This is a genomic window from Clostridium sp. CM74B_53 (assembly GCF_036318045.1).
Taxonomy (GTDB): domain Bacteria; phylum Bacillota; class Clostridia; order Lachnospirales; family Lachnospiraceae; genus Pilosibacter.
Genome location: NZ_JAWQDE010000007.1, coordinates 139,099 through 164,673, shown reverse-complemented (window position 1 = coordinate 164,673; position 25,575 = coordinate 139,099). Strand labels below are relative to the sequence as shown.

At 51.2% G+C, this 25,575-nt stretch carries 23 protein-coding genes; 21 read left to right on the top strand and 2 right to left on the bottom strand.

The features are described 5' to 3' along the window. The first annotated feature begins 3 nt into the window (after positions 1 to 3). The 6 genes from V2546_RS08315 to V2546_RS08290 all read left to right on the top strand — a co-directional run bounded on the left by V2546_RS08315 (position 4) and on the right by V2546_RS08290 (position 5,459). Entirely contained in the window at positions 4 to 306 is a 303-nt protein-coding gene (locus V2546_RS08315; protein WP_329752042.1) for a DUF6637 family protein, read from the top strand. Between the two features lie 20 nt (positions 307 to 326). Beyond that, complete coding sequence (locus V2546_RS08310) at positions 327 to 1,307, top strand: biotin--[acetyl-CoA-carboxylase] ligase (RefSeq protein ID WP_118531824.1); 981 nt, start codon at positions 327 to 329, stop codon at positions 1,305 to 1,307. Next, positions 1,300 to 2,454 carry an A/G-specific adenine glycosylase gene (gene mutY / locus V2546_RS08305; protein ID WP_329752041.1) on the top strand — a complete coding sequence of 385 codons (1,155 nt, stop codon included), beginning with the start codon at positions 1,300 to 1,302 and terminating at the stop codon, positions 2,452 to 2,454. The genes V2546_RS08310 and mutY overlap by 8 nt, the downstream gene beginning before the upstream one ends. Before the next feature lie 21 nt (positions 2,455 to 2,475). After that, positions 2,476 to 3,405 carry a diacylglycerol/lipid kinase family protein gene (locus V2546_RS08300; protein ID WP_346011239.1) on the top strand — a complete coding sequence of 310 codons (930 nt, stop codon included), beginning with the start codon at positions 2,476 to 2,478 and terminating at the stop codon, positions 3,403 to 3,405. 144 nt (positions 3,406 to 3,549) lie between these two features. Beyond that, complete coding sequence (rpoD, locus tag V2546_RS08295) at positions 3,550 to 4,674, top strand: RNA polymerase sigma factor RpoD (RefSeq protein WP_118297844.1); 1,125 nt, start codon at positions 3,550 to 3,552, stop codon at positions 4,672 to 4,674. A 125-nt stretch (positions 4,675 to 4,799) separates the two neighbouring features. Further along, positions 4,800 to 5,459 carry an epoxyqueuosine reductase QueH gene (locus V2546_RS08290; RefSeq protein WP_118531820.1) on the top strand — a complete coding sequence of 220 codons (660 nt, stop codon included), beginning with the start codon at positions 4,800 to 4,802 and terminating at the stop codon, positions 5,457 to 5,459. 3 nt (positions 5,460 to 5,462) lie between these two features. Here the strand turns inward: V2546_RS08290 and V2546_RS08285 are convergent, their stop codons facing one another. Next, positions 5,463 to 6,467, bottom strand: coding sequence for an MBL fold metallo-hydrolase (locus V2546_RS08285; protein WP_329752040.1), 1,005 nt, complete (start codon positions 6,465 to 6,467; stop codon positions 5,463 to 5,465). Between the two features lie 285 nt (positions 6,468 to 6,752). On the opposite strand from V2546_RS08285, the gene V2546_RS08280 reads away from it, so the two are divergent. The 14 genes from V2546_RS08280 to V2546_RS08215 all read left to right on the top strand — a co-directional run bounded on the left by V2546_RS08280 (position 6,753) and on the right by V2546_RS08215 (position 22,225). Next, a complete protein-coding gene (locus tag V2546_RS08280; RefSeq protein ID WP_118297848.1) occupies positions 6,753 to 7,016 on the top strand; it encodes an HPr family phosphocarrier protein in 264 nt (87 codons plus the stop codon). 237 nt (positions 7,017 to 7,253) lie between these two features. After that, a complete protein-coding gene (locus tag V2546_RS08275) occupies positions 7,254 to 8,099 on the top strand; it encodes an Mrp/NBP35 family ATP-binding protein (RefSeq protein WP_118531816.1) in 846 nt (281 codons plus the stop codon). Between the two features lie 223 nt (positions 8,100 to 8,322). Beyond that, positions 8,323 to 9,357: a methionine ABC transporter ATP-binding protein gene (locus V2546_RS08270; protein ID WP_118531814.1), complete on the top strand. Its 1,035-nt coding sequence runs from the start codon at positions 8,323 to 8,325 to the stop codon at positions 9,355 to 9,357. Next, a complete protein-coding gene (locus tag V2546_RS08265) occupies positions 9,350 to 10,030 on the top strand; it encodes a methionine ABC transporter permease (RefSeq protein ID WP_215702845.1) in 681 nt (226 codons plus the stop codon). The genes V2546_RS08270 and V2546_RS08265 overlap by 8 nt, the downstream gene beginning before the upstream one ends. A gap of 140 nt (positions 10,031 to 10,170) precedes the next feature. Next, a complete protein-coding gene (locus tag V2546_RS08260) occupies positions 10,171 to 11,061 on the top strand; it encodes a MetQ/NlpA family ABC transporter substrate-binding protein (RefSeq protein WP_329752039.1) in 891 nt (296 codons plus the stop codon). A 315-nt stretch (positions 11,062 to 11,376) separates the two neighbouring features. Continuing rightward, complete coding sequence (locus tag V2546_RS08255) at positions 11,377 to 12,744, top strand: MATE family efflux transporter (RefSeq protein WP_329752038.1); 1,368 nt, start codon at positions 11,377 to 11,379, stop codon at positions 12,742 to 12,744. A gap of 395 nt (positions 12,745 to 13,139) precedes the next feature. Then, positions 13,140 to 13,862 carry a DUF554 domain-containing protein gene (locus V2546_RS08250; protein ID WP_142411205.1) on the top strand — a complete coding sequence of 241 codons (723 nt, stop codon included), beginning with the start codon at positions 13,140 to 13,142 and terminating at the stop codon, positions 13,860 to 13,862. Between the two features lie 206 nt (positions 13,863 to 14,068). Then, positions 14,069 to 16,051: a ribosomal protection-like ABC-F family protein gene (gene abc-f / locus V2546_RS08245; protein WP_215702843.1), complete on the top strand. Its 1,983-nt coding sequence runs from the start codon at positions 14,069 to 14,071 to the stop codon at positions 16,049 to 16,051. Between the two features lie 261 nt (positions 16,052 to 16,312). Continuing rightward, positions 16,313 to 17,005, top strand: a complete 693-nt coding sequence (locus tag V2546_RS08240) for a redox-sensing transcriptional repressor Rex (RefSeq protein WP_118531806.1) — start codon at positions 16,313 to 16,315, stop codon at positions 17,003 to 17,005. After that, on the top strand, positions 16,999 to 17,367 hold the full coding sequence (gene acpS / locus V2546_RS08235) for a holo-ACP synthase (protein WP_118531804.1): 369 nt from the start codon (positions 16,999 to 17,001) through the stop codon (positions 17,365 to 17,367). Before V2546_RS08240 ends, acpS begins: the two co-directional genes overlap by 7 nt. Beyond that, a complete protein-coding gene (locus V2546_RS08230; RefSeq protein WP_329752037.1) occupies positions 17,364 to 18,947 on the top strand; it encodes an NAD(P)H-hydrate dehydratase in 1,584 nt (527 codons plus the stop codon). Before acpS ends, V2546_RS08230 begins: the two co-directional genes overlap by 4 nt. Beyond that, positions 18,937 to 20,112, top strand: a complete 1,176-nt coding sequence (alr, locus tag V2546_RS08225) for an alanine racemase (protein ID WP_329752036.1) — start codon at positions 18,937 to 18,939, stop codon at positions 20,110 to 20,112. The genes V2546_RS08230 and alr overlap by 11 nt, the downstream gene beginning before the upstream one ends. Positions 20,113 to 20,263: 151 nt before the next feature. Then, a complete protein-coding gene (locus tag V2546_RS08220; protein ID WP_118531922.1) occupies positions 20,264 to 20,614 on the top strand; it encodes a type II toxin-antitoxin system PemK/MazF family toxin in 351 nt (116 codons plus the stop codon). Between the two features lie 213 nt (positions 20,615 to 20,827). Further along, positions 20,828 to 22,225: a hemolysin family protein gene (locus V2546_RS08215; RefSeq protein WP_215702839.1), complete on the top strand. Its 1,398-nt coding sequence runs from the start codon at positions 20,828 to 20,830 to the stop codon at positions 22,223 to 22,225. Between the two features lie 189 nt (positions 22,226 to 22,414). On the opposite strand, the gene V2546_RS08210 is transcribed toward V2546_RS08215, so the two are convergent. Then, the gene (locus V2546_RS08210; RefSeq protein WP_118296890.1) at positions 22,415 to 22,999 is read right to left on the bottom strand and encodes a xanthine phosphoribosyltransferase; all 585 of its coding nucleotides are present in this window, start codon (positions 22,997 to 22,999) and stop codon (positions 22,415 to 22,417) included. A gap of 490 nt (positions 23,000 to 23,489) precedes the next feature. Here V2546_RS08210 and recQ point away from each other — a divergent pair, with 490 nt between their 5' ends. Beyond that, the gene (gene recQ / locus V2546_RS08205) at positions 23,490 to 25,355 is read left to right on the top strand and encodes a DNA helicase RecQ (protein ID WP_329752035.1); all 1,866 of its coding nucleotides are present in this window, start codon (positions 23,490 to 23,492) and stop codon (positions 25,353 to 25,355) included. The last annotated feature ends 220 nt before the right edge of the window (positions 25,356 to 25,575 follow it).

The following is a 25,575-nucleotide window of genomic DNA, read 5'->3' as shown; positions in this document are numbered from 1 at the left end:
AATATGGCGGAAAACAATAAAAGAAGAAGGGTCAGGAGCGAATCCATGGCGCTTGATGCCATGCATATCATCATCGGGATCGCCGTGGTGGTCATGTCCGTCATTTCGTTTCTTGACACGGAGAGGTACATGTTCCTCTTTCCGGTGATCTTTTTCCTGGCGGCGGTTTTAAATCTCGCCACAGGAAAATACTGGCTCTCCCGGACAAAGCGGGAGCGGCGGAGAAGAACTGCGGCGGTGTTCCAGATGGGATTCGGAACGGTCCTGCTGATCTTCACGATCTTAAGCGCGGTTAGCATTTGGTAGGAACTGTTGGAGGTAATGAGATGAAGGGAGAAATCCTGAAATTATTAAAAGAGACAGACGGCTATATTTCCGGACAGGAGCTCTGTGAGAAGTTCGGTGTATCGAGGACAGCAATCTGGAAGGTGATCAATCAGCTGAAAGAAGAGGGCTATGAGATCGAAGCGGTCCGGAATAAAGGATATATTCTGAAAGGATCTGCGGATGTGCTCTCGAAGGAAGAGTTGGAAAGTACGATCCATACGAAGTGGGCAGGAGAGAATGTCGTATTCTTTGAGGAGACAGTCTCCACAAACAACGAGATCCGGAGCCTTGCGGAACAGGGCGCGCCCCACGGGACTCTGGCAGTTGCGGAACAGCAGCTTGGAGGAAAGGGAAGACGGGGCCGTGTCTGGACATCCCCTGCGGGAGTCGGGATCTGGATGAGCATGCTGTTGAGACCTCAGATCGATCCGCTGGCTGCGTCGATGCTGACGCTGGTCATGGCTCTTGCGGCGAAAAAGGGAATTGAAATATCGACGGGACTGAAATCGGAGATCAAATGGCCGAACGATCTTGTATTGAATAAGAAGAAGATCTGCGGGATCCTGACGGAGATGAGCACGGAACTCATGGAGATCCAGTATGTGATCCCGGGAATCGGCATTAACGTAAACCAGAAGGATTTCCCGGACGACATTAAGGCTACCGCAACTTCCCTCTACATAGAGAGCGGAAAGATCCAGAAGAGAAGCGAGATCATCGCAGCGATCATGGAGGCCTTTGAGGGATACTATGACACGTTTATCAAGACTCAGGATATGTCGGGACTCATCGAGGAGTACAATGCGAATCTCGTAAATCTCGGCAATGAGGTGTGTGTCCTGGACCCGGCGGGCGAGTTCCGCGGCGTTTCCGAGGGGATCAACAAGGAAGGCGCATTGCTTGTACGTCTCGCTGACGGCACGTTAAAGGAGATTATCTCCGGGGAAGTTTCAGTCCGCGGAGTCTATGGATATGTATAAGGAAGAAATGAATGTTTCGGGGGCGGATCTCTATTCCGGCCTCCAGAAAATCTTTCCGGATGAGAAGAACCTCACCCTGACGGAGCGTCTGGATGCCGCGAGAGGACCGCTCCTTTCGTGGTATCGGGAAAACAGGAGAGATCTCCCGTGGCGTGAGAACCGGGATGCCTACCGGATCTGGATCTCGGAGATTATGCTGCAGCAGACGAGAGTCGAGGCAGTAAAACCGTACTTTGCCCGCTTCATGGAACACTTTCCGACCGTGCAGGCGCTGGCGGATTGTGAGGAAGAGGAACTTTTCAAGTGCTGGGAAGGTCTTGGCTATTACAGCAGAGCGAGAAATCTGAAAAAAGCGGCAGAGATCATCGTCTCCGAATACGGAGGAGCGCTTCCGGCAGACCACGCGGCGCTTCTCTTACTTCCCGGGATCGGAAGTTACACGGCGGGAGCGATCGGCTCCATCGCGTTTGGTCTTCCTGTCCCTGCAGTTGACGGAAATGTTATGCGGGTCCTGTCAAGAGTGGCGGGAAGCTATGAGGATATCTTAAAGCAGGCAGTGAAAAAGAAGATGGAACTGGCGGTGGAGGAGACCCTGAAAACTTTAAAAGAAGGAGAAGCCGGGGACTTCAACCAGGCTCTCATCGAGACGGGAGCGATCGTCTGTGTGCCGAACGGAGCGCTGCTCTGCGGAGCACCGTGCCCGTTCTATACCGTCTGTGAGGCGAGAAAAAAGGCTCTGACCGCAGAGATCCCGGTGAAAACACCGAAAAAGAAAAGGAAAATAGAGGAAAAGACCGTATTATTAGTGGAATACGGGGATAAAATAGCCATTAGAAAGCGGGATGACACAGGGCTTCTGGCATCCCTCTATGAGTTTCCGAACCTGGAGGGAAAACTTTCCGGGAAAGAAGTGCTGGAGCAGATGAAATGCAGAGCTGTGATCGAGAAAGAACTCCCGACGGCAAAGCATATTTTCAGCCATGTGGAATGGCATATGAGCGGATATCTGATCCGTGTAACAGAAGAAATTCCGGGACTGCTGTTTGCAGATCGGGAAGAGCTGAAGGAAAAGTATCCGATCCCGAATGCGTTTGCGGCTTATAGAAAGATTGCAGCTGCGCAGACAATGGACAGCTGCGAGAGCTAGTTGAAAGTATGGAGCGTGATCATGATGAAAAAAATGATATTTCTTTTTAATCCCCGTTCAGGGAAGGAAGCCATTAAAAATCAGTTATCCGATATCCTCGGGATCTTCTGCAGGGCAGGTTATCTGCCGTCCGTCTATGTGACCCAGGAGCCGGGAGATGCGGCAAAGATCGCCGAGGAGTATGGCAGTGAGGTAGAGCTTTTTGTCTGCAGCGGCGGGGACGGCACATTAAACAGCGTGATCTCCGGCATCATGAAGTTAAAAAAAAGACCGGAGATCGGGTATCTTCCGTCCGGTTCCACGAATGATTTTGCAAGAAGTTTAAAGATCCCTGCAAACCTCACGGAGGCAGCGCGGGATGTGGTGAGCGGTAAATCCTACGGTGTCGATATCGGAAAATTCGGGGATCAGAGGTATTTTGTGTATATCGCAGCGTTCGGAGCGTTTACTGAGGTTTCCTACAGTACGCCGCAGGATGTCAAAAATGTTCTCGGACATCAGGCGTATATCCTGGAATCAATCAAGGCGCTGGGAAAGCTGAAGTCTTATAAAATGCATATTGCATGGGATGACGGCGAGGCAGACGGGGAATTTATCTTCGGAATGGTGACAAATACCACGAGTGTCGGCGGATTCAGCGGACTCGCTCCGAAGGATGTTTCGTTCCATGACGGTCTGTTTGAGGGCTTGTTTATCCGGACACCGAAGTCACCGGTGGACCTTCCAAACATCTTAAGCGGACTCCTCCTGTTCCCGGAACAGGAAAATAAGGATATGATCCGGTTCAAGTCATCAAAATTCACGGTGACTGCAGATGAGGATGTCCCGTGGGTCCTCGACGGTGAGTTCGGCGGGGCGGTAAAAGAGGCGAAGATCGAGAATGTAAAGGAAGCAGTCACTCTGAGCTGCAGCCCGGAACCGGAAAAAAAGGAAGAGAAGACGGAAAACTGATCGCAAAGCGGCATGAGATATTTCGAATATGCTAAAAATCAGTGAAAAATTCAAGGAAAAAAGTTGAAAAATGTCGCTGGATGGTATATAATGAACTATCGTGGAGCAGTTTGAGCAAGCCCCAACCTGAAAGGACGTTATTCAGTGGAAAAAGAAGTATTTTTAGACAAACTTAAGAAACTTGTCGCACTCGGCAAGTCAAAACAGAATGCCCTTGACGCGACGGAGATCAACGACTTTTTTGCCGGAGATAACCTCGGACCGGAGCAGATGGACGAAATTTATAATTACCTGGAGCATAACAATATTGATGTTGTGCCGGTAATCGATGACGCAATGCTTGCGGATGATTCCATGCTTCTGGACGATCTGGATGATGACTACCGTGAAGACAAGGACGGAGAGGACATTGACTTAGACGCCATCGACCTTCTGGAAGGTATCGGAACAGAAGATCCGGTCCGCATGTATTTAAAGGAGATCGGTACTGTGCCGCTTCTTTCCGCGGATGAGGAGCTTCGTCTCGCGAAGAGAAAGGCAGAGGGAGATGAGTCTGCGAAAGAGCGCCTGATCGAGGCAAACCTGCGTCTTGTTGTAAGTATCGCAAAGCGTTATACAGGACGTGGAATGAGTTTCCTGGATCTTGTTCAGGAAGGAAACCTTGGTCTTATTAAGGGCGTTGAGAAGTTCGACTATACAAAAGGATATAAGTTAAGTACATATGCAACCTGGTGGATCCGTCAGTCCGTGACGAGAGCGCTTGCAGATCAGGCGAGAACGATCCGTGTTCCGGTTCATATGGTAGAGACGATCAACAAGATGTCAAAGATGCAGAGAAAGCTGACCCTGGAACTTGGCTATGAGCCGTCCGTGACAGAGCTTGCGGAAGCGCTTGATATGTCAGAGGACAAGGTCATGGAGATCATGCAGATCGCAAGAGAACCTGCATCCTTGGAGACTCCGATCGGTGAGGAGGATGACTCCAACCTGGGCGATTTTGTTGCGGACAGCAACGCGGTTACCCCGGAGGGAAATGTAGAGTCTGTAATGCTGAGAGAGCACATCGATGCATTATTAGGCGATCTCAAAGAGAGAGAGCGTCAGGTCATCGTGCTTCGATTTGGTCTTGAGGATGGACATCCGAGAACACTTGAAGAGGTAGGAAAAGAGTTCAACGTAACGAGAGAACGTATTCGCCAGATCGAGGCGAAGGCGCTCCGGAAACTCAGAAATCCGGTCCGCAGCAAACGGATCAGGGATTTCCTGTAGAAACTCGTTTCAAAAAAGATGAAAGCGGATCGCAGGTGCGGATGTGTCTGGTGGATCCGAAAAAGAGATACAGGCAGCAGGAGAAGATCCGGCTGCCTTTTTTCTCTTCCTTTATTGGAGAATTTATGAATAAACGAAATTATCAGAAAGAATTAGAAAAAAAACTGGAGGAACTTCAGAGCGGGGGAGGGGTGCCGACGCTGTTTCTCCATAGCTGCTGTGCACCGTGCAGCAGTTATGTCCTGGAATATCTCTCCCGGTATTTTGAGATCACGGTCTTTTATTACAATCCGAATATCTACCCGCCGTCCGAGTACGAGGAACGGACTTCGGAGCAGGAGCGCCTGATCCGGGAATTTAACGGAGAGTGGGAAAACGAGGCGAACCGCCATCCGATCCATTTCGTGGCGGGAACGTATGTGCCGGACGATTTCTACACGGCGGCAAAAGGCCTGGAACAGGAGCCGGAAGGCGGCGCACGGTGTACGGAATGCTTTAAACTCCGCCTTTCCGAGGCTGCGAGGGAGGCAAAAGCCGGCGGGTTCGATTTCTTTACAACGACCCTCACGATCAGCCCGTTAAAAGATGCGGAGCGGCTGAACCGGATCGGGGAAGAGATGGGAAAAGAGTACGGCATCGAATTTCTGCCGTCGGATTTCAAGAAGAAAAACGGATATAAGCGATCCACGGAGCTCTCCAGAGAACACGCGCTGTACCGGCAGAATTACTGCGGGTGCGTGTTCTCGAAGAGAGAGGCGGAGGAGAGGACCGGGCGCAGCGAATAGGCGTCACCGGAGAGACCAGTACAAAACTCCGTCCTTTTCCGTGCGGTCGATCACACCGGTCTCGAAAAGCCAGTCGAGGCAGGAAAAGAGCTTTGGCCAGGTGTGGAGATAGGAGAACAGGAAGGAGTAGCGGTAAGTCTGCATGCGCTGGATGTAGAGCGCCTGGTCGAGTTCCAGGAGAGTCATCGGGCGATTACTTTCTGCCAGTACCTGACGGAGCTGTGTGCAGCGCTCCCCGTATCCGGCGATGATCCGGTCGGTCTCTTCTTTGATCTCTGTGAATTCACCGTAGTGCCCCGGGAGAAAACGGTATCCGCTGTAATCAGATGCGAGTTCCCTGAGGGAAGCGAAGTATTCGGTGAGGAGATGCTGATCCTTTCCTGAGGTGATGACGATGGGAACAAGGCCGAGGATCACCTGGTCGGCGCAGAAGAATAACTTTGCATTTCGTTCAACAAGTCCGCACTGACCGGAGGTATGTCCGGCAAGGGAGACGACTTCGAAGTCGTAACCGCCGTAAGAAAGACGGTCTCCGGGGGCGATGGGCGTGAATGGAAAGTCGAAATTCACGTTGTTATCCCTGGCGAGCTGGTCGGCGCCTGCCTTGATTTCCTGCCATGCGTCCGGAGTCCGTTCTTTTGTGACTCCGACTTCACTTGTGTAGGAGCGGCGCATATCATTGTCCTCATAAAAACGATGGTAGCGGTCGGAAGAGGCTGCGATCTCTACCGGATTCATGAACGCCCGGGCGCCGTGGTCGGTGAAAAAGGAGACATAGCCGCTGTGGTCTACATGATTGTGGGTCACGAAGATGTCGAGATTCCTGCAGTCGATGGAGAGCTCGTTCAGGGCTTGTTCCATCTCCGACAGACACTCCGGCACGTTCCAGGAGGTGTCGATCATGAGGCTTCGTTCGCTGCCTTTTATAATATAGAGGTTTCTGGATGAAGTCCTCATGTTTTTGTTCGTCAGGATGATCTTATATAAGTTTGGGGCAAGTATTTTCATTGGGGAAAACTCCTCGTTGGATATTTGGACGTGCCGGCATTCCAGTCGGGACAGGATCGTGAAGGCTGGCCGGACACGTTGCTTGTGCACGATATTGTTTTGATTGTAGCCCGGTGAGGGGAAAATGTCAAACGATTCCGGGGGATGCTCCGTTGACATTAGGGGAATTGTAGTATACAATGAAACTGCCTGGTCATGAATAAAAACGTCGTAAATGAGGAATGGTCATTTGGGGCGGTTTTTACTTGTTTATGAACTTACAATCAGAATAGGAGGAATTAGGTAATGGTAGAAAGAAAAGTTACAGTCGTAAACCCGACCGGTCTTCATCTTCGCCCGGCGGGACTGCTCTGCCAGACATCCATGAAGTTCGATTCTAAAGTGATGATTTTTTATAAAGAAAAGGAAATCAACGCGAAGAGCGTATTAAACGTAATGGCATCCGGGATCCGCTGCGGCGATGAGATCACCGTCCACTGTGACGGACCGGACGAGAAAGAGGCCATTGAAGCAGTCTGCAATCTGATCGAGACAGGACTCAAGGAATAAGATCCGGAGAGCAGTACAGGACGATCAGGTTATGCTCTGTACATAAAATGCAAGGCAGAATGTATGCTTGAATGTAACTATTCAGTAGGTCTGCGCACTTGCTGCGCTGACCGTAATAAAACACAGGTCTGGAGGCAAAAATCCCATCGGCGAAGCCGATCTGGAATGGATTTTTGCTCGTAACTGTGAGGGTACTGAACAGTTACGCCTGAATAACAGTTAGAAAGTGAGATAGTAATGAGCGAAACAGCAGAAAATTGTACCCATAACTGCGGAACCTGCTCCGCAAACTGCGGAAGCAGAACGAGCGAGCCGCAGAGCTTCCTTGAGAAGTTAAATCCGGCGAGTTCCGTAAAGAAAGTGATCGGCGTAGTCAGCGGTAAAGGCGGCGTCGGAAAGTCTTTAGTTACATCCTTAATGGCATGCCGGATGCGCGCGACAGGTGCGAAAGTCGGAATCCTTGATGCCGATATCACAGGACCGTCGATCCCGAATGCATTTGGGATCCATGACGGCGTGACCGTGACACCGGACGGAAAACTCCTTGTTCCGGCGACATCCTCCACCGGGATCGATGTGATCTCCTCCAACATGCTTCTGGAGAATGAGACAGATCCGGTGATCTGGCGTGGTCCGGTGATCGCCGGTGCGGTAAAACAGTTCTGGAGTGAGACACTCTGGCAGGATATCGACTACATGTTCGTTGATATGCCTCCGGGAACCGGCGATGTGCCGCTTACTGTATTCCAGTCACTTCCGGTCAACGGGATCATCATCGTGACATCCCCGCAGGAGCTTGTCTCCATGATCGTTGAGAAGGCCGTCAACATGGCGAAAAAGATGAACGTTCCGATCCTCGGACTTGTTGAAAATATGAGCTATCTCGAATGTCCGGACTGCGGAAAGAAGATCGCAGTATTCGGAGAGAGCCGTATCGAGGAAGTCGCGAAAGAATACGGAATTCCGGTTCTCGCGCAGATCCCGATCCGTCCTGAGATCGCAAAGGCTGTTGATGAGGGAACGGTCGAGTATGTGAAGGCGGATTTCCTTGATCAGGCTGTGAAGGCTGTGGAAGAAGCGTAAGAAAAGAGAAATAGATCAGAACACGAAGTACAGGGCGGCGAACATGGTTGCTGCCCCGTACTTTTTTGCGTGGCGGGAATTGATAAAAAACGCTTTGCTATAGAAAAAACCTATAATAACTTATTTCTTATCTATATTGGACGAATAGGTTAAAACGTGGTATCTTATTAGCACACACAGAGATTAGAAAATGTACGGCTGACACGTACATGGGAGGATAAAATTGATTCAGTTAGACCATATTACAAAGACGTTTGATACCGGTGCGGAAAAAGTCCATGCGGTCTCTGATGTCACACTTCATATCAGGAGTGGTGAGATCTTCGGTATCATCGGATTCTCCGGTGCCGGAAAATCCACACTGGTGCGATGTATCAACTTACTGGAACGACCGACGAGCGGAACCGTCACGGTTGACGGAAAAGTTCTCACGGATCTTCCGGCGAAAGAACTCAGGGAAGCGAGAAAGAAGATCGGAATGATCTTCCAGCATTTCAACCTGATGAGATCCAGAACAGTCGGAGAGAATGTCGCTTACCCGTTAAAGGGAAGCGGACTTTCCAAAGCACAGATCAAGGCGAAAGTGCGGGAGCTTTTAGAGCTTGTCGATATCGCAGAAAAAGAGAATGCGTATCCGAGTCAGCTTTCCGGCGGACAGAAACAGAGAGTTGCGATCGCGAGAGCGCTTGCGAATGATCCGAAAGTTCTCCTCTGCGATGAGGCGACGAGCGCCCTGGATCCGCAGACGACGGGGGCGATCTTACAGCTCTTAAAACACTTAAATGAAAAGCTCGGCATTACCATCGTGATCATCACCCATGAGATGGCGGTCGTCAAAGAGATCTGTGACCGCGTAGCCGTCATGGAACACGGTAATGTCGTGGAGGAAGGCGATGTCTACTCGATCTTCGCAGCACCGAAGGCGGGGATCACGAGAGACTTCATCCGCACGACATCCAACCTTCAGAAGATCGAAAAGCTGGTCGAGGAGAAGTCACCGCTTGTCGCATTAAAGCCGGGTGAAAAGATCCTGCGGCTGAATTACATTAAGAAGAATACGTCGGAGGCACTGATCTCCGAAGCTTCCAGAAGATTCAGCGTGGATCTGAATATCATCTTTGCAGATATTGAGATCGTTCAGGACGCCCCGATCGGCGGAACTGTGGCGATCGCAAGCGGAACGAAGGAGAATATCGAAGCCGCGATCGAATATCTGAAGGAGAAGAATGTTGGAGTGGAGGTGATCGAGAATGCTTGATTTCTTAAATGCGATTATCCCGAATGTCATGTCAAAGCCGGATGAGCTTTTCGAAAGCTTCGGTCAGACGATCTACATGGTCATCGTGTCAGGTGCGATCTCCATGGTGTTCGGTCTTTTCTTTGGGATCATCCTCACTGCGACAGCTCCGAAGGGTGTCCTGAAAAACAAGGTGATCTTCAATATTTTAGATAAGCTGGTCAACATTTTCCGTTCGATCCCGTTCGTAATCCTTCTGACAGCGCTGATCCCGCTGACCCGTATGGTCGTCGGAACAGCGATCGGTACAAAGGGTGCGATCTTACCGCTTATTTTCGGAACGGTCCCGTTCTTTACGAGACAGATCGAGAGTGCGCTCGCTGAAGTTGACTACGGTCTGATCGAAGCTGCGGAGAGCATGGGAAACAGCCCGTGGGAGATCATCCTCCGCGTATACTTAAAGGAGAGTGTCCCGGGGATCGTCCGTGCAATGCAGATCACATTTATCAGCCTGGTCGGTCTTACCGCGATGGCCGGTGCGGTCGGCGGCGGCGGACTCGGCGATTTCGCGATCCGTTATGGTCACTCCAGAGGGCAGACCGATGTCACCTATGTAACCGTCATCATCATTCTGATCATGGTAAGCCTGATCCAGAGTACCGGTTCCTATGTGATCAAAAAGACGACTCACTAGAACGGTGGTTTCAGATTAAAATTGCTTGAAACGGAGAGGAACTATTTCCGGGCCGTATCAATAAAAGGAACTGTCCGGTCCGCACAGCGAATGCGAATGAAAACGGGCAGTGACAAAGAAAGTTCAGGAGGAGAAATATTATGAAGAAAAGAGTTTTAGCACTTGGCGCAGCAGCAGTTTTAGCATTATCCTTAACCGCATGCGGCAGCAGCCAGAAGACAGAGACAACAGCGGCAGCAGCCGATACAACCGCAGCCGGTTCTGAGGCAGCAGCTGATACAACAGCAGCCTCCGGCGAGAAGACAGTCATCAAACTCGGTGTTGTAGGTGAGAACAACGAGCAGTGGCAGCCGGTCATCGACAAGCTTGCTGAGGAGAACATCGACCTTGAGCTTGTAAAATTTGCGGATTATCCGCTTCCGAACCGTGCATTAAATGACGGTGAGATCGATCTGAACTCTTTCCAGCACATCGCTTACTTTGAGGATGACTGCAAGAACAACGGTTATGATCTTTCTATCATCGGTGAGACCATCATGGCTCCGTTAGGCCTCTACTCCAACAAGATCAAGGACGTATCCGAGATCAAGGACGGTGATATCATCGCGATCCCGAATGACGCTACAAACGGCGGCCGTGCATTAAAACTTCTTGAGTCCGCAGGTCTGATCAAGGTTGATCCGGCAGCAGGCTACACACCGACAAAGAAAGACATCACAGAGAACCCGTTAAACCTTGACATCAAAGAGGTTGAGGCAGCAAATACAGCAAGCCTTCTTCCGGACGTTGCAGCAGCAGTCATCAACGGCGGTCACGCAGTTGACAACGGTTTAAACCCGAAGAAAGATGCGATCTTCCTTGAGAGCGTGGAAGAGGGATCTGACAACCCGTACGTCAACATCATCGTTGCAAGAACAGCTGATAAGGACAACGAGCTTTACAAGAAAGTAGTCGATTATTTCCGTACACCGGAAGTTGCAAAAGTGATCGAGGACACTTACAAGGGAGCTTACATCCCGACATGGGAGTAACTCCTGAAATCACGGCCATAAAATAAAAAGATGGGAAAGACAGGACAGGGTACCGAAAAGGGATCCTGTCCTTTTCTTGTGAACGAGAGAGAAAAAGCCGGAGAAAGCTTCTGAAGGCGAAAAGAATGCCCGGGCAGACCAGAAGAACGGGGTACAAAAAAATCATGTGCCGGATACAAAAATTTCCTGTGGGATCAACAAAAGAGAACAGCTTGCTTTTTAACGGAAAATCCCGTATGATTTACATAGATATTACAGAATGACGGCAGATTTTACATATTTCGTACACATGCGATCGCAGAAAGGGACAAAAGAATGTCAAAAATTACATCCGGCAGAAAAGGCAATATCGATATGACACAGGGCGTGATCTGGAAACAGCTGGTTCTTTTTGCAATCCCGCTGATCATGGGAAATATCTTCCAGCAGCTCTACAACACAGTGGACAGCATTGTCGTGGGAAACTATCTCGGAACATCGGCGCTGGCTGCGGTCGGCGCGACGACGGCGATCTGCAATACGCTGGTAAACTTCTTTAATGGGATCTCGATCGGTGCCGGAGTTGTGATCAGCACGTGTTTCGGTTCCCGGAATCATGAAAAGCTCCACGAGGCGGTCGAGACGACGATCCTGTTTGCAGTGATCGTCGGATGCTTTGTCTCTCTGATCTCGGTCTGGGTTGTCCCGCTGATGTTAAAATGGATGTCAACGCCGGATGATGTGATCGGACCGGCGGGAGAGTATTTAAAGATCTATTTTGCCGGAGTTCCGGTCCTCTTTCTTTACAATATGAGCAGTGCGATCTTAAGGGCTGTGGGCGACACGAAGCGCCCGTTAAATTTCCTGATCATCAGCAGCTGTTTAAATATCGCTCTGGATATTCTCTTTGTTGCGAAATTTGGCTGGGGGATCAGCGGTGTCGCGATCGCTACGGTGATCGCCGAGGCAGTTTCTGCTGCTTTTGCGTGCTCGACTCTTATGAGGACGAAGGAAGCACATCGCCTTGTTCTTCGGGACCTTCACATCAATAAATCCTGCCTCGGCGAGATCTTCCGGATCGGTCTTCCGGCGGGAGTCCAGCAGGGACTCACTGCGTTTTCCAACGCGCTTGTGCAGTCGTATGTAAATGGACTTGGCTCTTCTATCATCATGGCGGGCTGGAGCTGCCACTCAAAGATCGACCAGTTCGCAATCCTGCCTGCCCAGAGTATGGGACAGGCCGCGACAACGTTCGTGGGACAGAATCTCGGAGCAAAGAATGTGAAGCGTGCGAGAGACGGCGTCAAACAGGCAGTGTTCATGGGTGTGGGCGTGCTGATCTGCATCTCCGGCGCGATGGCAATTTCCGCAAGATCCCTGGTATCCCTTTTCAACCAGGATCCGGATGTGCTGCACTATGGAACCTTATTTATCCTGATGACGGTCCCGTTCCGCTTCTGTAGTTCCTTCAACCAGATCCTTGCGGGTTCCTTGAGAGGATCCGGGGATGCAAAGGGACCGATGTGCATCATGCTCTTCAGCTTCGTTGTCTGCAGACAGATCTATCTCTTCTTCGTGACAAAGATCGCATTCAACGAGTATACGGTCGGAATGGGATATCCGGTCGGCTGGATCGTATGCGCGATCCTTTCCTTCCTGTATTACAGAAGGAGCAGATGGGAAGAAAAGGTAAAAGAAGATTAAAAAATCAGTATAAACGCAGAAAACGACCTCTGTGTCAGGATCCTGATGAAAATCATAAGGGCTTGACCTGAGGTCGTTTTAAATAGTGGGTGGAATTTCCAGTTGTTTTGCTATGAACAGGCAGGGAAAGTGGGACGAATCGCCTTTCCATTGCCGGTGTCATTCGTCTGGCAGAATGTCGGGGAATGCCGAGACCGGAAAACTTGGAGATAGACGAAAATATGATTTTGTGCTATACTTCAATTTGCATGTATACAGGCGATCACGAGCGCAGGAGAGGGAAAAAGCCTGCAGATTGCCGGAAAACAGCAAATGCGGATCACGATCACCGGATAAGCAGCCAAAAGTGTGAAAACTGCGGATCGTGATATCATGACAGAAGAAAAGAGACAACTATGTTCGGGCTTGGAACGATCATCAATGTCACTGCGATCGTCGCGGGCGGCGTGATGGGGTTATTATTTGGAAAGAAACTGACGGAGCGTTATCAGAGCAACCTGATGATGGCGTCGGCGCTCTGCGTATTGTTTATCGGAGTCTCCGGCTGTATGGAGCAGATGTTAAAACTGACGGAAAACGGGCTTTCTTCATCGGGATCCATGATGATGATCGCCTGTTTTGCTGTCGGGGCGGTTCTCGGCGAGTGGATCGATCTCGACACGAAAATGGAACGGTTCGGGGAATGGCTGAAGGAGAAGACGAAAAGTGACGGCGACAATGCGTTCGTGGATGCATTTGTGACGGCTTCCCTGACCGTCTGTATCGGAGCGATGGCGGTTGTCGGATCGATCCGGGACGGAATTTACGGCGACTATTCGATCCTCACGGCAAAAGCTGTTCTCGACATGATCATCGTCGCGATCATGACGGCGTCCATGGGAAAAGGCTGTATTTTCTCGGCGATCCCGGTCGGGATGTTCCAGGGGGCGATGACGCTCCTTGCGAAGGTGATCGAGCCGTTCCTGACGGATGAGGGACTGGCGGACATGTCCCTGACAGGATCGGTCCTGATCTTCTGCGTCGGAGTGAACCTGATCTGGGGAAAGAAGGTCAAGGTGGCGAATCTGCTGCCGGCGATCTTTCTTGCGGCGGTGTGGCCGTATTTCCCGTGGGCGTAACGCAGAAGTTGAGAAAAGGCAGAAATTCTGTGAAAAAGAGTAATCCTTTTTTCAGGACAACAATGAAAAGATTAACGACAGATTTTTATGCATGACGGTGCAGGAACGGAACCGTTGTGCGAGGAAGAAAAACGTCGTCTGGAAAAATACAGAAGCCGTATGAACGAAGGAAATAGCGGCTGTACAACAAGAAACAGGAGGATTTTATGATATTATCCTGCAGCAATATCTGCAAATCGTTCGGAAGCGACGATATTATCAAGAACGCTTCCTTTCATATTGAAGATCATGAAAAAGCGGCGATCGTCGGCATCAACGGCGCCGGAAAATCAACATTGTTAAAGATCATCGTGGGTGAGCTGGCACCGGATTCCGGCGAGGTCGTGCTGGGAAGCGGAAAGACACTGGGGTATCTGGCACAGAATCAGGATCTTTTAAGTCACCGGACGATCTATGAGGAGATGCTCGATGCGAAAAAGTCGGTCATCGAGATGGAAAACCGGCTGAGAGATCTGGAAAATTCGATGAAAACGGCCTCCGGGGAAGCGCTGGAGACCATGATGAACCAGTACAGCCGCTTGAGCCACGAATTTGAGCTCATCAACGGCTATGCCTGGAAGAGTGAGATCGTCGGAGTCTTAAAGGGACTCGGATTTACGGAGGAAGAGTTTTCCAAACAGATCTCCACACTGTCCGGCGGACAGAAGACAAGAGTTTCTCTGGGTAAACTTCTTCTCACAAATCCGGACATCATTCTCCTCGATGAGCCGACGAACCACCTGGATATGTCCTCCATCGCATGGCTGGAGACATATCTCTTAAATTATCGCGGAGCGGTCCTGATCGTTGCCCATGACCGGTATTTCCTCGATAAGATCGTAACAAAGGTCATCGAGCTGGACAACGGACATGCGATCGTGTACTCCGGAAACTATACGGCCTACAGTGAGAAGCGGGCGCAGATGCGCGCGATCCAGATGAAGGCGTACTTAAACCAGCAGCAGGAGATCAAACATCAGGAAGCGGTCATCGAGAAATTGAAGTCCTTCAATCGGGAAAAGTCCATCAAGCGGGCGGAGAGCCGCGAAAAGATGCTCGATAAGATCGAGGTCCTGGAAAAGCCGTCGGAGGTCAACGACGCAATGGACATCCGCCTGGAGCCGAATATCCTGAGCGGAAATGATGTACTGACGGTCAACGGACTTGCGAAGTCCTTTGGCTCCCAGACCTTGTTTACGGACCTCAGCTTTGATGTCAAGCGCGGCGAGCGCGTGGCGATCATCGGGGATAACGGAACGGGAAAGACGACGATCTTAAAGATCATCAACGGTCTTGTCGAGCCGGATGCCGGTGAGATCATTCTTGGTTCCAGAGTCCACATTGGCTATTATGATCAGGATCATCAGGTCCTGCACATGGAAAAGACGCTGTTTGAGGAGATCTCCGACGCATATCCGGGAATGTCCAACACACAGATCAGAAGTACGCTGGCGGCGTTCCTGTTCACCGGGGATGACGTGTTTAAACGGATCGGGGATCTGAGCGGCGGTGAGAGAGGACGTGTGTCGCTTGCAAAGCTCATGCTCTCCGAGGCGAACTTCCTGATCCTCGATGAGCCGACAAACCATCTGGATATCACATCGAAGGAGATTCTGGAGAACGCGCTGAGCCACTACGGCGGAACTGTGCTCTATGTCTCCCATGACCGTTATTTTATCAACAAGACCGCGACGAGGATCCTGGATCTCACCGGAAAGCGGATGATGAATTATATCGGAAATTACGATTATTATCTGGAAAAACATGACGCGATGATGACGGCCCATTTCGGAAACGAGGCGCCGGAGAGTGCCGGCGGGATCGTCGGATTCGGCGCGTCGAAGACAGGAGCGGCGGCGGAGACTGCCGGAAAGGCTGTGGAGAATCCGGCAGCGGATGCCGGCGGAAAGCTCGACTGGAAGGCTCAGAAGGAAGAACAGGCCCGCCAGAGAAAACGCCAGAACGATTTAAAGAAGGTCGAGGATGAGATCCACAAGCTGGAGACAAGAGACGGGGAGATCGACGGCCTCCTCTGCGATGAGAGCGTCTTCTCCGACGTTGCGAAACTCATGGAGTTAAACAAGGAAAAAGAGGAGATCGCAGGAAAACTGGAAGTTCTCTACGAAAAGTGGGAAGAACTTGCAGAATGATCATGACTGTCTAACAGCCCGCGCTGCAAAAGGGGCAGGCTTTTATACAGAGTGAGCTCTCGGCCCTGTGGGAATGCAGGATTGAATGCTTACGAATACAGACATACTCAAAGGAAAATGCTTCGTCCGGTCTGGGGAGATTTCGGGCGGGGCATTTTTCCGTCTGGGCAGTTTGCGCATTTTACTGACAAAGATTTGACAAATAATATAGATATAGGTATAATAAAAGACAGCGTTATACTGAGAAGGTGGAACTATAAAATGACAGACGAGAGACAGATCTCAAAGGCGGTAATCTCAAGACTTCCGCGTTATTACAGATATCTGGGCGAACTGATGGAGGAGGGGATCGAGAGGATCTCTTCCAACGAACTGAGTGCCAGAATGAAGGTGACAGCGTCCCAGATCCGTCAGGATCTTAACAATTTCGGCGGCTTTGGACAGCAGGGATACGGATACAATGTGAAATATCTCTACACCGAGATCGCGAGGATCCTGGGGATCGACAGACAGCACAACCTCATTATCATCGGTGCCGGAAACTTAGGTCAGGCGATCGCCAACTATACAAATTTTGAGAAGCGCGGCTTTATGATCAAGGGAATGTTCGATATCAACCCGCGCCTGATCGGTCTTGTGGTCCGCGGAGTCGAGATCCGTGGGATCGATGACCTGGAGCAGTTTATTGTCGACAATGAAGTACAGATCGCGGCTCTCACGATCCCGAAGTCCAAAGCACCGGAGATCGCGGAGCGCCTGGTAAAAGCCGGGATCAAGGCGATCTGGAATTTTGCCCATACAGACTTAAATGTGCCGGATGATGTAGTCGTTGAGAATGTACATCTTTCCGAGAGCCTGATGCGTCTTTCCTACCGTGTCTGCAGCATGCAGGATGAGCGGGAGCGGAAAGCAAAGGAAAAAGCAGAACAGACGGGAACCAATGAGACATGTTGATTGGAGTTGGCTGTGATTTGATCGAAATTGAGCGTGTGAAAAAAGCCTGTGAAAAAGAGGCTTTTTTGACGCGTATCTATACCGAGCGCGAGCGCCGGCAGGCAAAGGGTGATCCCCGGGTCCTTGCCGGCACTTTTGCGGTTAAAGAAGCAGTAGCGAAGGTGTTTGGAACGGGATTCCGGGACTTTATGCCGGTCCATGTGGAGGTCTTAAGGGACCCGCTTGGAAAGCCGTATGTCGAACTTCATGCGGGAGCAGAGATGAAGGCGGAGGAGCTCGGGATCAGGACGATCCAAGTGTCGATCTCTGACACGAAGGACCATGCGATGGCGTTTGCCGTCGGAGAGGGGGATGCCGGATGAAAGCAGTTCTGAGCGGAAAAGAAATGAAAGCGTTTGACACCAGGTCCATCAGGGGGTACGGGATCCCGTCCCTGGTGCTGATGGAGCGGGCGGCTCTTGCCGTTGCGGAGAAAGCGGAAGAGATCCTTAAGAGAGAACAGGCAGAGACAGTCTGGTCCGTCTGCGGTTTTGGAAATAACGGGGCAGACGGAGTGGCCGCCGCCAGGATGCTGTTCTTAAAGGGATATAATGTGAAGATCCTGTTCCCGGGACGGGACGGAAAAGGGAGCGAAGAGCTGGAAGCCCAGTTAAATATCGTGAAAAGGCTGGGGATCCCGGTGATGACGGCGGAAGAACTGCCGGATGCAGAAGAAAAACGATCCCCGGCGCATCCGTTTGCAAAGACGGTGACAAAGGCGAACGCATGCCGCGGCGTGATCCTGGATGCGGTCTTCGGGATCGGTCTTTCGAGAAATGTGGAAGGTGCATACAAAAAGCTCATTGACTGGATCAACCGCAATGAGGATATGAAGACGATCGCTGTGGACATTCCCTCCGGCATCAGCTCCGACACAGGAGAAGTCATGGGGGACGCGGTCCGCGCGGATGTGACGGTCACTTTCGGAATGAAAAAGCTCGGACAGGTTCTGTTCCCGGGAAGAGAATACTGCGGAGAGCTTCTGGTCAGGGATGTCGGTTTTGTGCCGGAGAGCAGCGCGGAGCAGGAAAAACACGTGCAGATGCTGGATCGGGAAGATCTTTTGAGGATCCCGGAAAGGACGCCGGATTCCAACAAGGGAACATACGGAAAAGTCCTCGTGATGGCGGGGGCAAAGAACATGGCGGGAGCAGCCTGCCTCTCCGCGAGAGCGGCATACCGGATGGGAGCCGGACTCGTGAAGATCTTTACACCGGAGGAAAACAGGATCATCGTCCAGGAAAAACTCCCGGAGGCGATCCTTTCCAGTTACGATGCGAGAGAAGCCGGAAAAGATCCGGAGAGCTTTGCGAGAAAGATCGCAAGGGAGACGGAATGGGCGGATGTGATCGTTCTGGGGCCGGGGATCGGCATGGAGGATCATGCGCGGCTCATGGTGGAAAACGTCTTAAAGGACGCGTATGTGCCGATCATTCTTGACGCGGACGCGCTGAATCTCGCCGCGGAGTACCGGGAACTCACCGGTTATTTTACAGAAAATATCATCGTGACGCCGCATATGAAGGAAATGTCGCGGCTCACAGGAATTCAGATAGAGGAGATCAAGGAAAATCCGATCCGTGCAGCGAGAGAGTTTGCAGATCAGTACGGAGTGGTCTGCGTCTTAAAGGACGCGGCGACCGTGATCGCGGGAAGAGACGGAAAGACCTTTGTCAATGGAAGTGGGACGCCCGCTATGGCAAAGGGAGGTTCCGGGGATGTTCTGACCGGTGTGATTGCGGGACTGATCGCGCTGGGGCTTGAGGAGAGCGATGCGGCTTCCCTCGGAGTCTATGTGCACGGTCTGGCAGGGGAAAAAGCGGCGAAGCGCTTCGGCGTCCACGCAGTCCTTGCCGGGGAGATCGCGGATTGCCTTTCGGAGGATAGAGAAAATGAAATTTGACAGAATTTATACAGAGATCGATCTGGGTCATATAGAGGAAAACATGGAGGCGATGGAGAAAAATCTCCGCCCGGGGACAAAGATGTACGGAGTCGTGAAAACGGATGCTTACGGACACGGCGCCGTTCCGGTCGCGAAGACGATTGACCGCTTTGTATGCGGATATGCGGTCGCGACCGTTGAGGAAGGTGTGCAGCTGCGGAAACACGGGATCACGAAGGAGATCCTGATCCTCGGTCCGGTCGCTGCTCCGAGATACGAGGAGTGCGTCCGGCAGGAGCTCTGCATGCCGGTCTTTGAACTGGATAAGGCAGAGGGAATGTCAGAAGCTGCAGAAAAGCTGGAAAAGACAGCCCACGTCCATATCGCGGTGGATACCGGAATGAGCCGGATCGGACTCAGACCGGACACGGCGTCCGTGGAGATGGTAAAAAAGATCGCGGCGCTTCCGGGAGTGAAGATCGACGGCATGTTCACGCATTTTGCGAGAGCGGATGAGGCGGATAAGACTGGTGCGAGACAGCAGTATGATCGGTTTAAGAACTTCTGCGATGCTGTGAAGGCAGCAGGCGTGGAGGTTCCGGTCTGCCATTGCTCCAACAGCGCCGGGATCGTGGAGATGCAGGAGATGAACATGGATGCAGTCCGCGCCGGGATCACGATCTACGGTCTGTACCCGTCGGATGAGGTGAGAAAGGATATCCTCACGATGAAGCCGGCGATGGCACTGAAGAGCTTTATCACGTATATCAAGGAGATCGGGCCTGGAACTGAAGTCAGCTACGGAGGAACGTTCAAGGCAGACCGGACGATGCGGATTGCGACAGTCTCCGCCGGTTACGGGGACGGATATCCGAGAAACCTGTCCGGCCGCGGGGAAGTGCTGATCCACGGAAAGCGCGCGAAGATCCTCGGCCGCGTCTGCATGGACCAGTTCATGGTGGATCTTACCGGGATTCCGGAGGCCAAAGAGGGAGATCTTGTGACCCTGATCGGAAGAGACGGGGAGGAAGAGATCACGATGGAGGAGATCGCAGAGGTTTCCGGCGGCTTCCATTACGAGATCCCGTGTCTGATCGGAAAGCGGGTTCCGCGTGTGTATGTGAAGAACGGAAAGGTCCTCGGGATCATGAACTGCCCGGATGAGGAGTATGTCGGATTCTGACCGGCACGCCGCCGCGATTTCTGAATAAAATATCATAAGTGGGGAACAATCTGAATACGGAAATGTCAGGGAAGCTGTCAAAAAAGATGCCGTTATGGCTTTGACAGCAGCCCCGGACTCTCCGCAGAAATTCAGACGGAGCGTGAGACTTGTGATCATCAGACGGGGCGATATTTATTATGCGGATCTAAGACCGGTGGTAGGTTCTGAGCAGGGAGGTGTGCGCCCTGTGCTCATCATCCAGAACGATGTGGGAAACAAACACAGTCCGACTGTGATCTGTGCGGCGATCACATCGAGGATGAATAAGGCGAAGCTTCCAACTCATGTGGAGTTATCCGCGAGGGACTGCGACATGATGAAGGATTCGGTGATTCTCTTGGAACAGTTGAGGACCATCGACAAGCAGCGATTAAGGGAAAAGATCTGCCATCTTGACGGGGACCTGCTGGACCAGGTAAATGACGCATTGAAGGTGAGTCTGGAACTTGGCGGTTTTTGAGGACCGTGCGGGGAGAAAAAACTGCTACATAATCGCAGTTTGGCGCTGCAGTGCGCGGGCATGGAGGACCCGTGTACTGTAACGTGAAAAGTGATACGGCGGAATGATTCCTTGACGGGCATGGAAATAGATGTTATAGTGGACGAAATACGGAAAAAAGTAACTGAAAAAATAGGATAGTTATGGAAAGATAAAGGAGTGTTGGAAAATCTCATGGACGATGGCAATTCATGGATAGGAATTGTTCTGTTTGCCGCATCAGTGATCCTGTTTGCGGTGATGTACGGATTCGGTGCGGCCGTTCAGGCCCTGAACACCAGTGCGCTGGAGGATGAGCGCGACGAAGGAAACAAGCGGGCGGAAAAACTTTTAAAGATACAGGAAGACCCGTATCTCTTCATCCGCACGAACCAGCTCGCGACGAGTATCCTGACGCTTGCGATGGGCGCGTCCTCGCTGGCGTTTGTGGTAAAAAAACTCACGGCTTTAATCGGGACGCATACACAGATCCCGCATCCGGCAGCGGTGGGGATCGCCTACATTGCGGGACTCGTCGGGATCGCATTTCTGCTCACGGGGCTCGGGATCGTGATCCCGAAGCGCATCGCGGCAAAGAGCCCGATCCGCTTCTGTTATAAAGTTCTGCCGCTCGTGGAACTTGTGACAAAATGTCTCTTTCCGTTTGCGTGGCTGATGGACCAGTTTGCCTATATTTCCTTAAAGACGGTTGGGATCGATATCCGCGAGAAGGATGACAACGTGACTGAGGAAGATATCATGTACATGGTCAATGAAGGCCATGAACAGGGCGTTCTGGAGGCCAGCGAGGCGGAGATGATCACGAACATCTTTGAGTTTGACGATAAGGTGGCGGCGGATATCATGACACACAGGACCGCGGTCATCGCACTCGACGGGGAGATGACTCTGAAGGAAGCGCTCGATTTCGTTGTGAAGGAAGCAAATTATTCGAGATTTCCTGTTTATTCCGAAGATATCGACAATATCATCGGCATCCTTCACATGCGCGACATGCTCCACTATACGGATTCCAAGGACCATCTGAACACGCCGATCGCAAAGATCAAGGGCCTTTTGAGAAGTCCTCATTTCATCCCGGAGACGAAAAATATCAACGCTCTTTTTAAGGAGATGCAGTCCCAGAAGATCCACATCGAACTTGTGGTGGATGAGTATGGTCAGCTTGCCGGCATCGTCACGATGGAGGACATTCTCGAGGAGATCGTCGGAAATATCCTCGACGAGTACGACAAGGAAGAGCCGGATATCGTATCCCGGAAAAACGGTACATATGAGCTCACGGGTCTCACCCTTCTGGACGACGTGGAAGAGACGCTCGGAGTGGAATTTGATAAGGAAGATAAGGACAATTTTGATACCCTGAACGGTTTTATGGTATCGAGGATCGGACATATCCCGAAGGTTGGAGAGAAGGGAAGTGTCAGGATCGGGGATTACCTCTTAAAGATCATGAAGGTGGAGAACAAGGTGATCCAGACCGTTCTCGCGATCCCGCTTCCGAAGGAGAAGAGCGGAACAGAAGCGAAAAACGGGAACGAGATGAATGAGAAAACTGACAGGAAAAAATAAAAAAACATCCTGCGGCCGGTACATTGGGTACTGACTGCAGGATGTTCTTTTTTATTCAACAGGAAATTCCGATGGAACTTCCTGTTAAATAAAAAGGCACTGCGTGCCTAAGATGCGCACTCGCGCGAAGATGATGGTTGTCGCAAGCGACCGCGCTCGGCGCGAGAATGTGCCGAGGCACATTCTTTTCTATTCCTGGCTTCGGAAGTTAACGGTTCCGGTGGCCGGATCCATGGAATCTACGATCGCCAGGGACTCTAAGTGGTAGCCGAGATTTCGGATGACCTGTCCGCCGATCTGGAATCCTTTCTCGATCGCGATGCCGATTCCCTCAACGGTAGCGCCTGCGTCATGGACGATCGAGATCAGTCCCTGAAGCGCGTAGCCGTTCGCAAGGAAGTCGTCGATGATCAGAACGTGATCGTCCGGGGAAAGGAACTTTTTTGAGACGATAACCTGGTTCTTGCATTTATGGGTGAAGGATTCAACTTCCGCCACATACATTTCGCCGTCGAGGTTGATGCTCTGGGATTTCTTTGCAAATACGACCGGCACATGGAAGTGCATTGCCGCGATACAGGCGATACCGATACCGGATGCCTCGATCGTCAGGATCTTGTTGATATTTTCATTGGCAAAACGGCGCTTGAATTCCGCACCCATCTCGTCAAAAAGCTCGATATCCATCTGATGGTTTAAAAAGCTGTCAACCTTTAATACGTTTCCTTCTTTTACCACACCGTCTTTTGCGATGCGCTCTTCTAAAAAGTTCATGTTTTCTCCTCCGTCAATCACTCTTTTTGAGTATCTTTGTATTGTATCCAATTATAGCAATATCGGGGAGAGATTACAAGATAAAAAGCGGCGGGCCGTGGATGAGATAAAAAGTTATTTTTCGCAGGCAGGAATTTTCTGAATTGAAAATTCTGTATCATACAGTAGTGGTTGCCGGTTACTTTTCACGGGTAGGAATTTTCTGAACTGAAAATTCCGTATGATACAGTTGTGGTCGCCGATTTTGCCGATTCGGAATGCGGAGCATCGGCAAAATCCTGTTACAGTGCGCGGGCATAGAGTGCCCGTGTACTGTAACGGTTGCCGATTTGTTTATGAAATTTTAATGGCGGTCATACTTGCGGGGGCGGCGGGAGAGTGATATCATGGACAGACAACTGGAAAGCGGTTCACCAGCTGCAGCCAACTGATCAACGATAAAAAGGTTCCCGGCAGCAATTGGCGGGTGTGGAAAGGGATCATTACTTTTATGGATAAATATGAGGTTCTCAAACAATATTTCGGTTATGACGCGTTCCGGGACGGGCAGGAGAAGATGATCGATGCGATCACTTCCGGCAGGGATGTGCTGGGGATCATGCCGACGGGCGCAGGAAAGTCCCTGTGTTATCAGATCCCGGCTCTGATGGCGGGGGCAAACGGGGGGATCACGCTGGTGATCTCGCCCCTGATCTCACTTATGAAAGACCAGGTCAGCGCCCTGAACCAGGCGGGCGTTCATGCTGCGTACCTGAACAGTTCCCTGACGGCGGGACAGTATTATAAGGCGCTCGGATATGCGAGAGAGGGACGGTATCCGATCATCTACGTCGCTCCTGAGCGGCTTCTGACTCCGGAATTTCTTGATTTTGCCGTCCATGCGAAAATCGCCATGGTGGCGGTCGATGAGGCGCACTGCGTCTCCCAGTGGGGCCAGGATTTCCGGCCAGGATACTTAAAGATCGAGGAATTCCTGCGGGCACTTCCGGAGCGCCCGGTCGTCAGCGCCTTTACGGCGACCGCGACTGCGGAAGTCCGGGATGACATTATCGATCTCTTAAAGCTGCAGGATCCGGTCGTGACGACGACGGGATTTGACCGCCCGAATCTCTACTTTGAGGTTCAGAGCCCGAAAGATAAATATGCGGCAGTAAAAACATATATCGAAGAACATGCAGGACAGTGCGGCATCGTCTACTGCCTGACGAGAAAACTCGTGGAGGAAGTGACGGAGAAGCTGATGAAGGACGGATTCTCCGTGACGAGATACCATGCGGGACTTTCCGACAGCGAGAGAAAGCAGAATCAGGAAGATTTTATCTTCGACCGCGCCCAGATCATGGTGGCGACAAACGCGTTTGGAATGGGGATCGACAAATCGAATGTCCGCTTTGTGATCCACTACAACATGCCGAAAAATATGGAGAGTTACTATCAGGAAGCCGGGCGCGCAGGGCGTGACGGGGAACCGGCGGACTGTCTGCTCCTGTACGGCGGGCGGGATGTCGTGACGAACCAGATGTTTATCGACAACAACCGTGACAACGAAGAGCTCGACGATGTGACAAGGCAGATCGTTGCGGAGCGCGACCGGGAACGGTTAAAAAAGATGACATTCTACTGCTTTACGAATGACTGCCTCAGGGAATATATTCTCCGGTATTTCGGGGAGTACGGAAGCGGATACTGCGGAAACTGTTCTAATTGTAAGACACAGTTTGAGGAGACGGATGTGACGGAGATCGCGAGAGCCATCGTCGGCTGCGTCGCGGAGTGCCGCGGGCGGTACGGGACAACGGTGATCCTCGACACGGTGCACGGAGCTTCGACGGCGAAGATCAGGAATTATCACATGGATGAAAATTCCTTTTACGGAAAGCTGGCAAAAGTCCCGGTCTACAGGTTAAGACAGGTTTTAAATTTTCTGCAGATAAAAGAATATCTGGTGGTGACCTCTGACGAGTACGCGATCGTGAAGCCGGGAAAGAATGCGGAAGCGCTTTTAAACGACGGTGAAACGGTCATGATGAAGCTTCCGAAGGAGCAGGAGAGAGTGAAGACGGGGAAGATCTCCGGCACGAAGAAGCCGAAGATGGCAGCCGGTACCGAGTCGTTTACGGAGGTGGAGACGACACTGTTTGACCGGTTAAAAGAACTGCGCCGTGAGATCGCGCGGGAGGAGAAGGTTCCACCGTATATCGTATTTTCCGATAAGACTCTGGTGCATATGTGTCTGATCAGACCGAAGAATAAGGAAGAAATGCTGACGGTCTCCGGAGTCGGGGAATTTAAGTATGCGAAGTATGGGGAGAGATTCCTGAAAGTTTTTGCGGATAAAACGGATTCCGTTTCCTGACAAAAATCGTCTGACAAATTGTGGAAAACCTACAATTATTGTGGGATATTGAGAAAAGGTTACTTTTCACGGATAGGAATTTTCTGAACTGAAAATTCCGTATGATAACGTTGTGGTCGTGGATTTTGCCGATTCGGAATGCGAAGCATCGGCAAAATCCTGCTACAGTGCGCGGGCATAGAGTGCCCGTGTACTGTAACAAGAAAAGGTAAAAACAGGA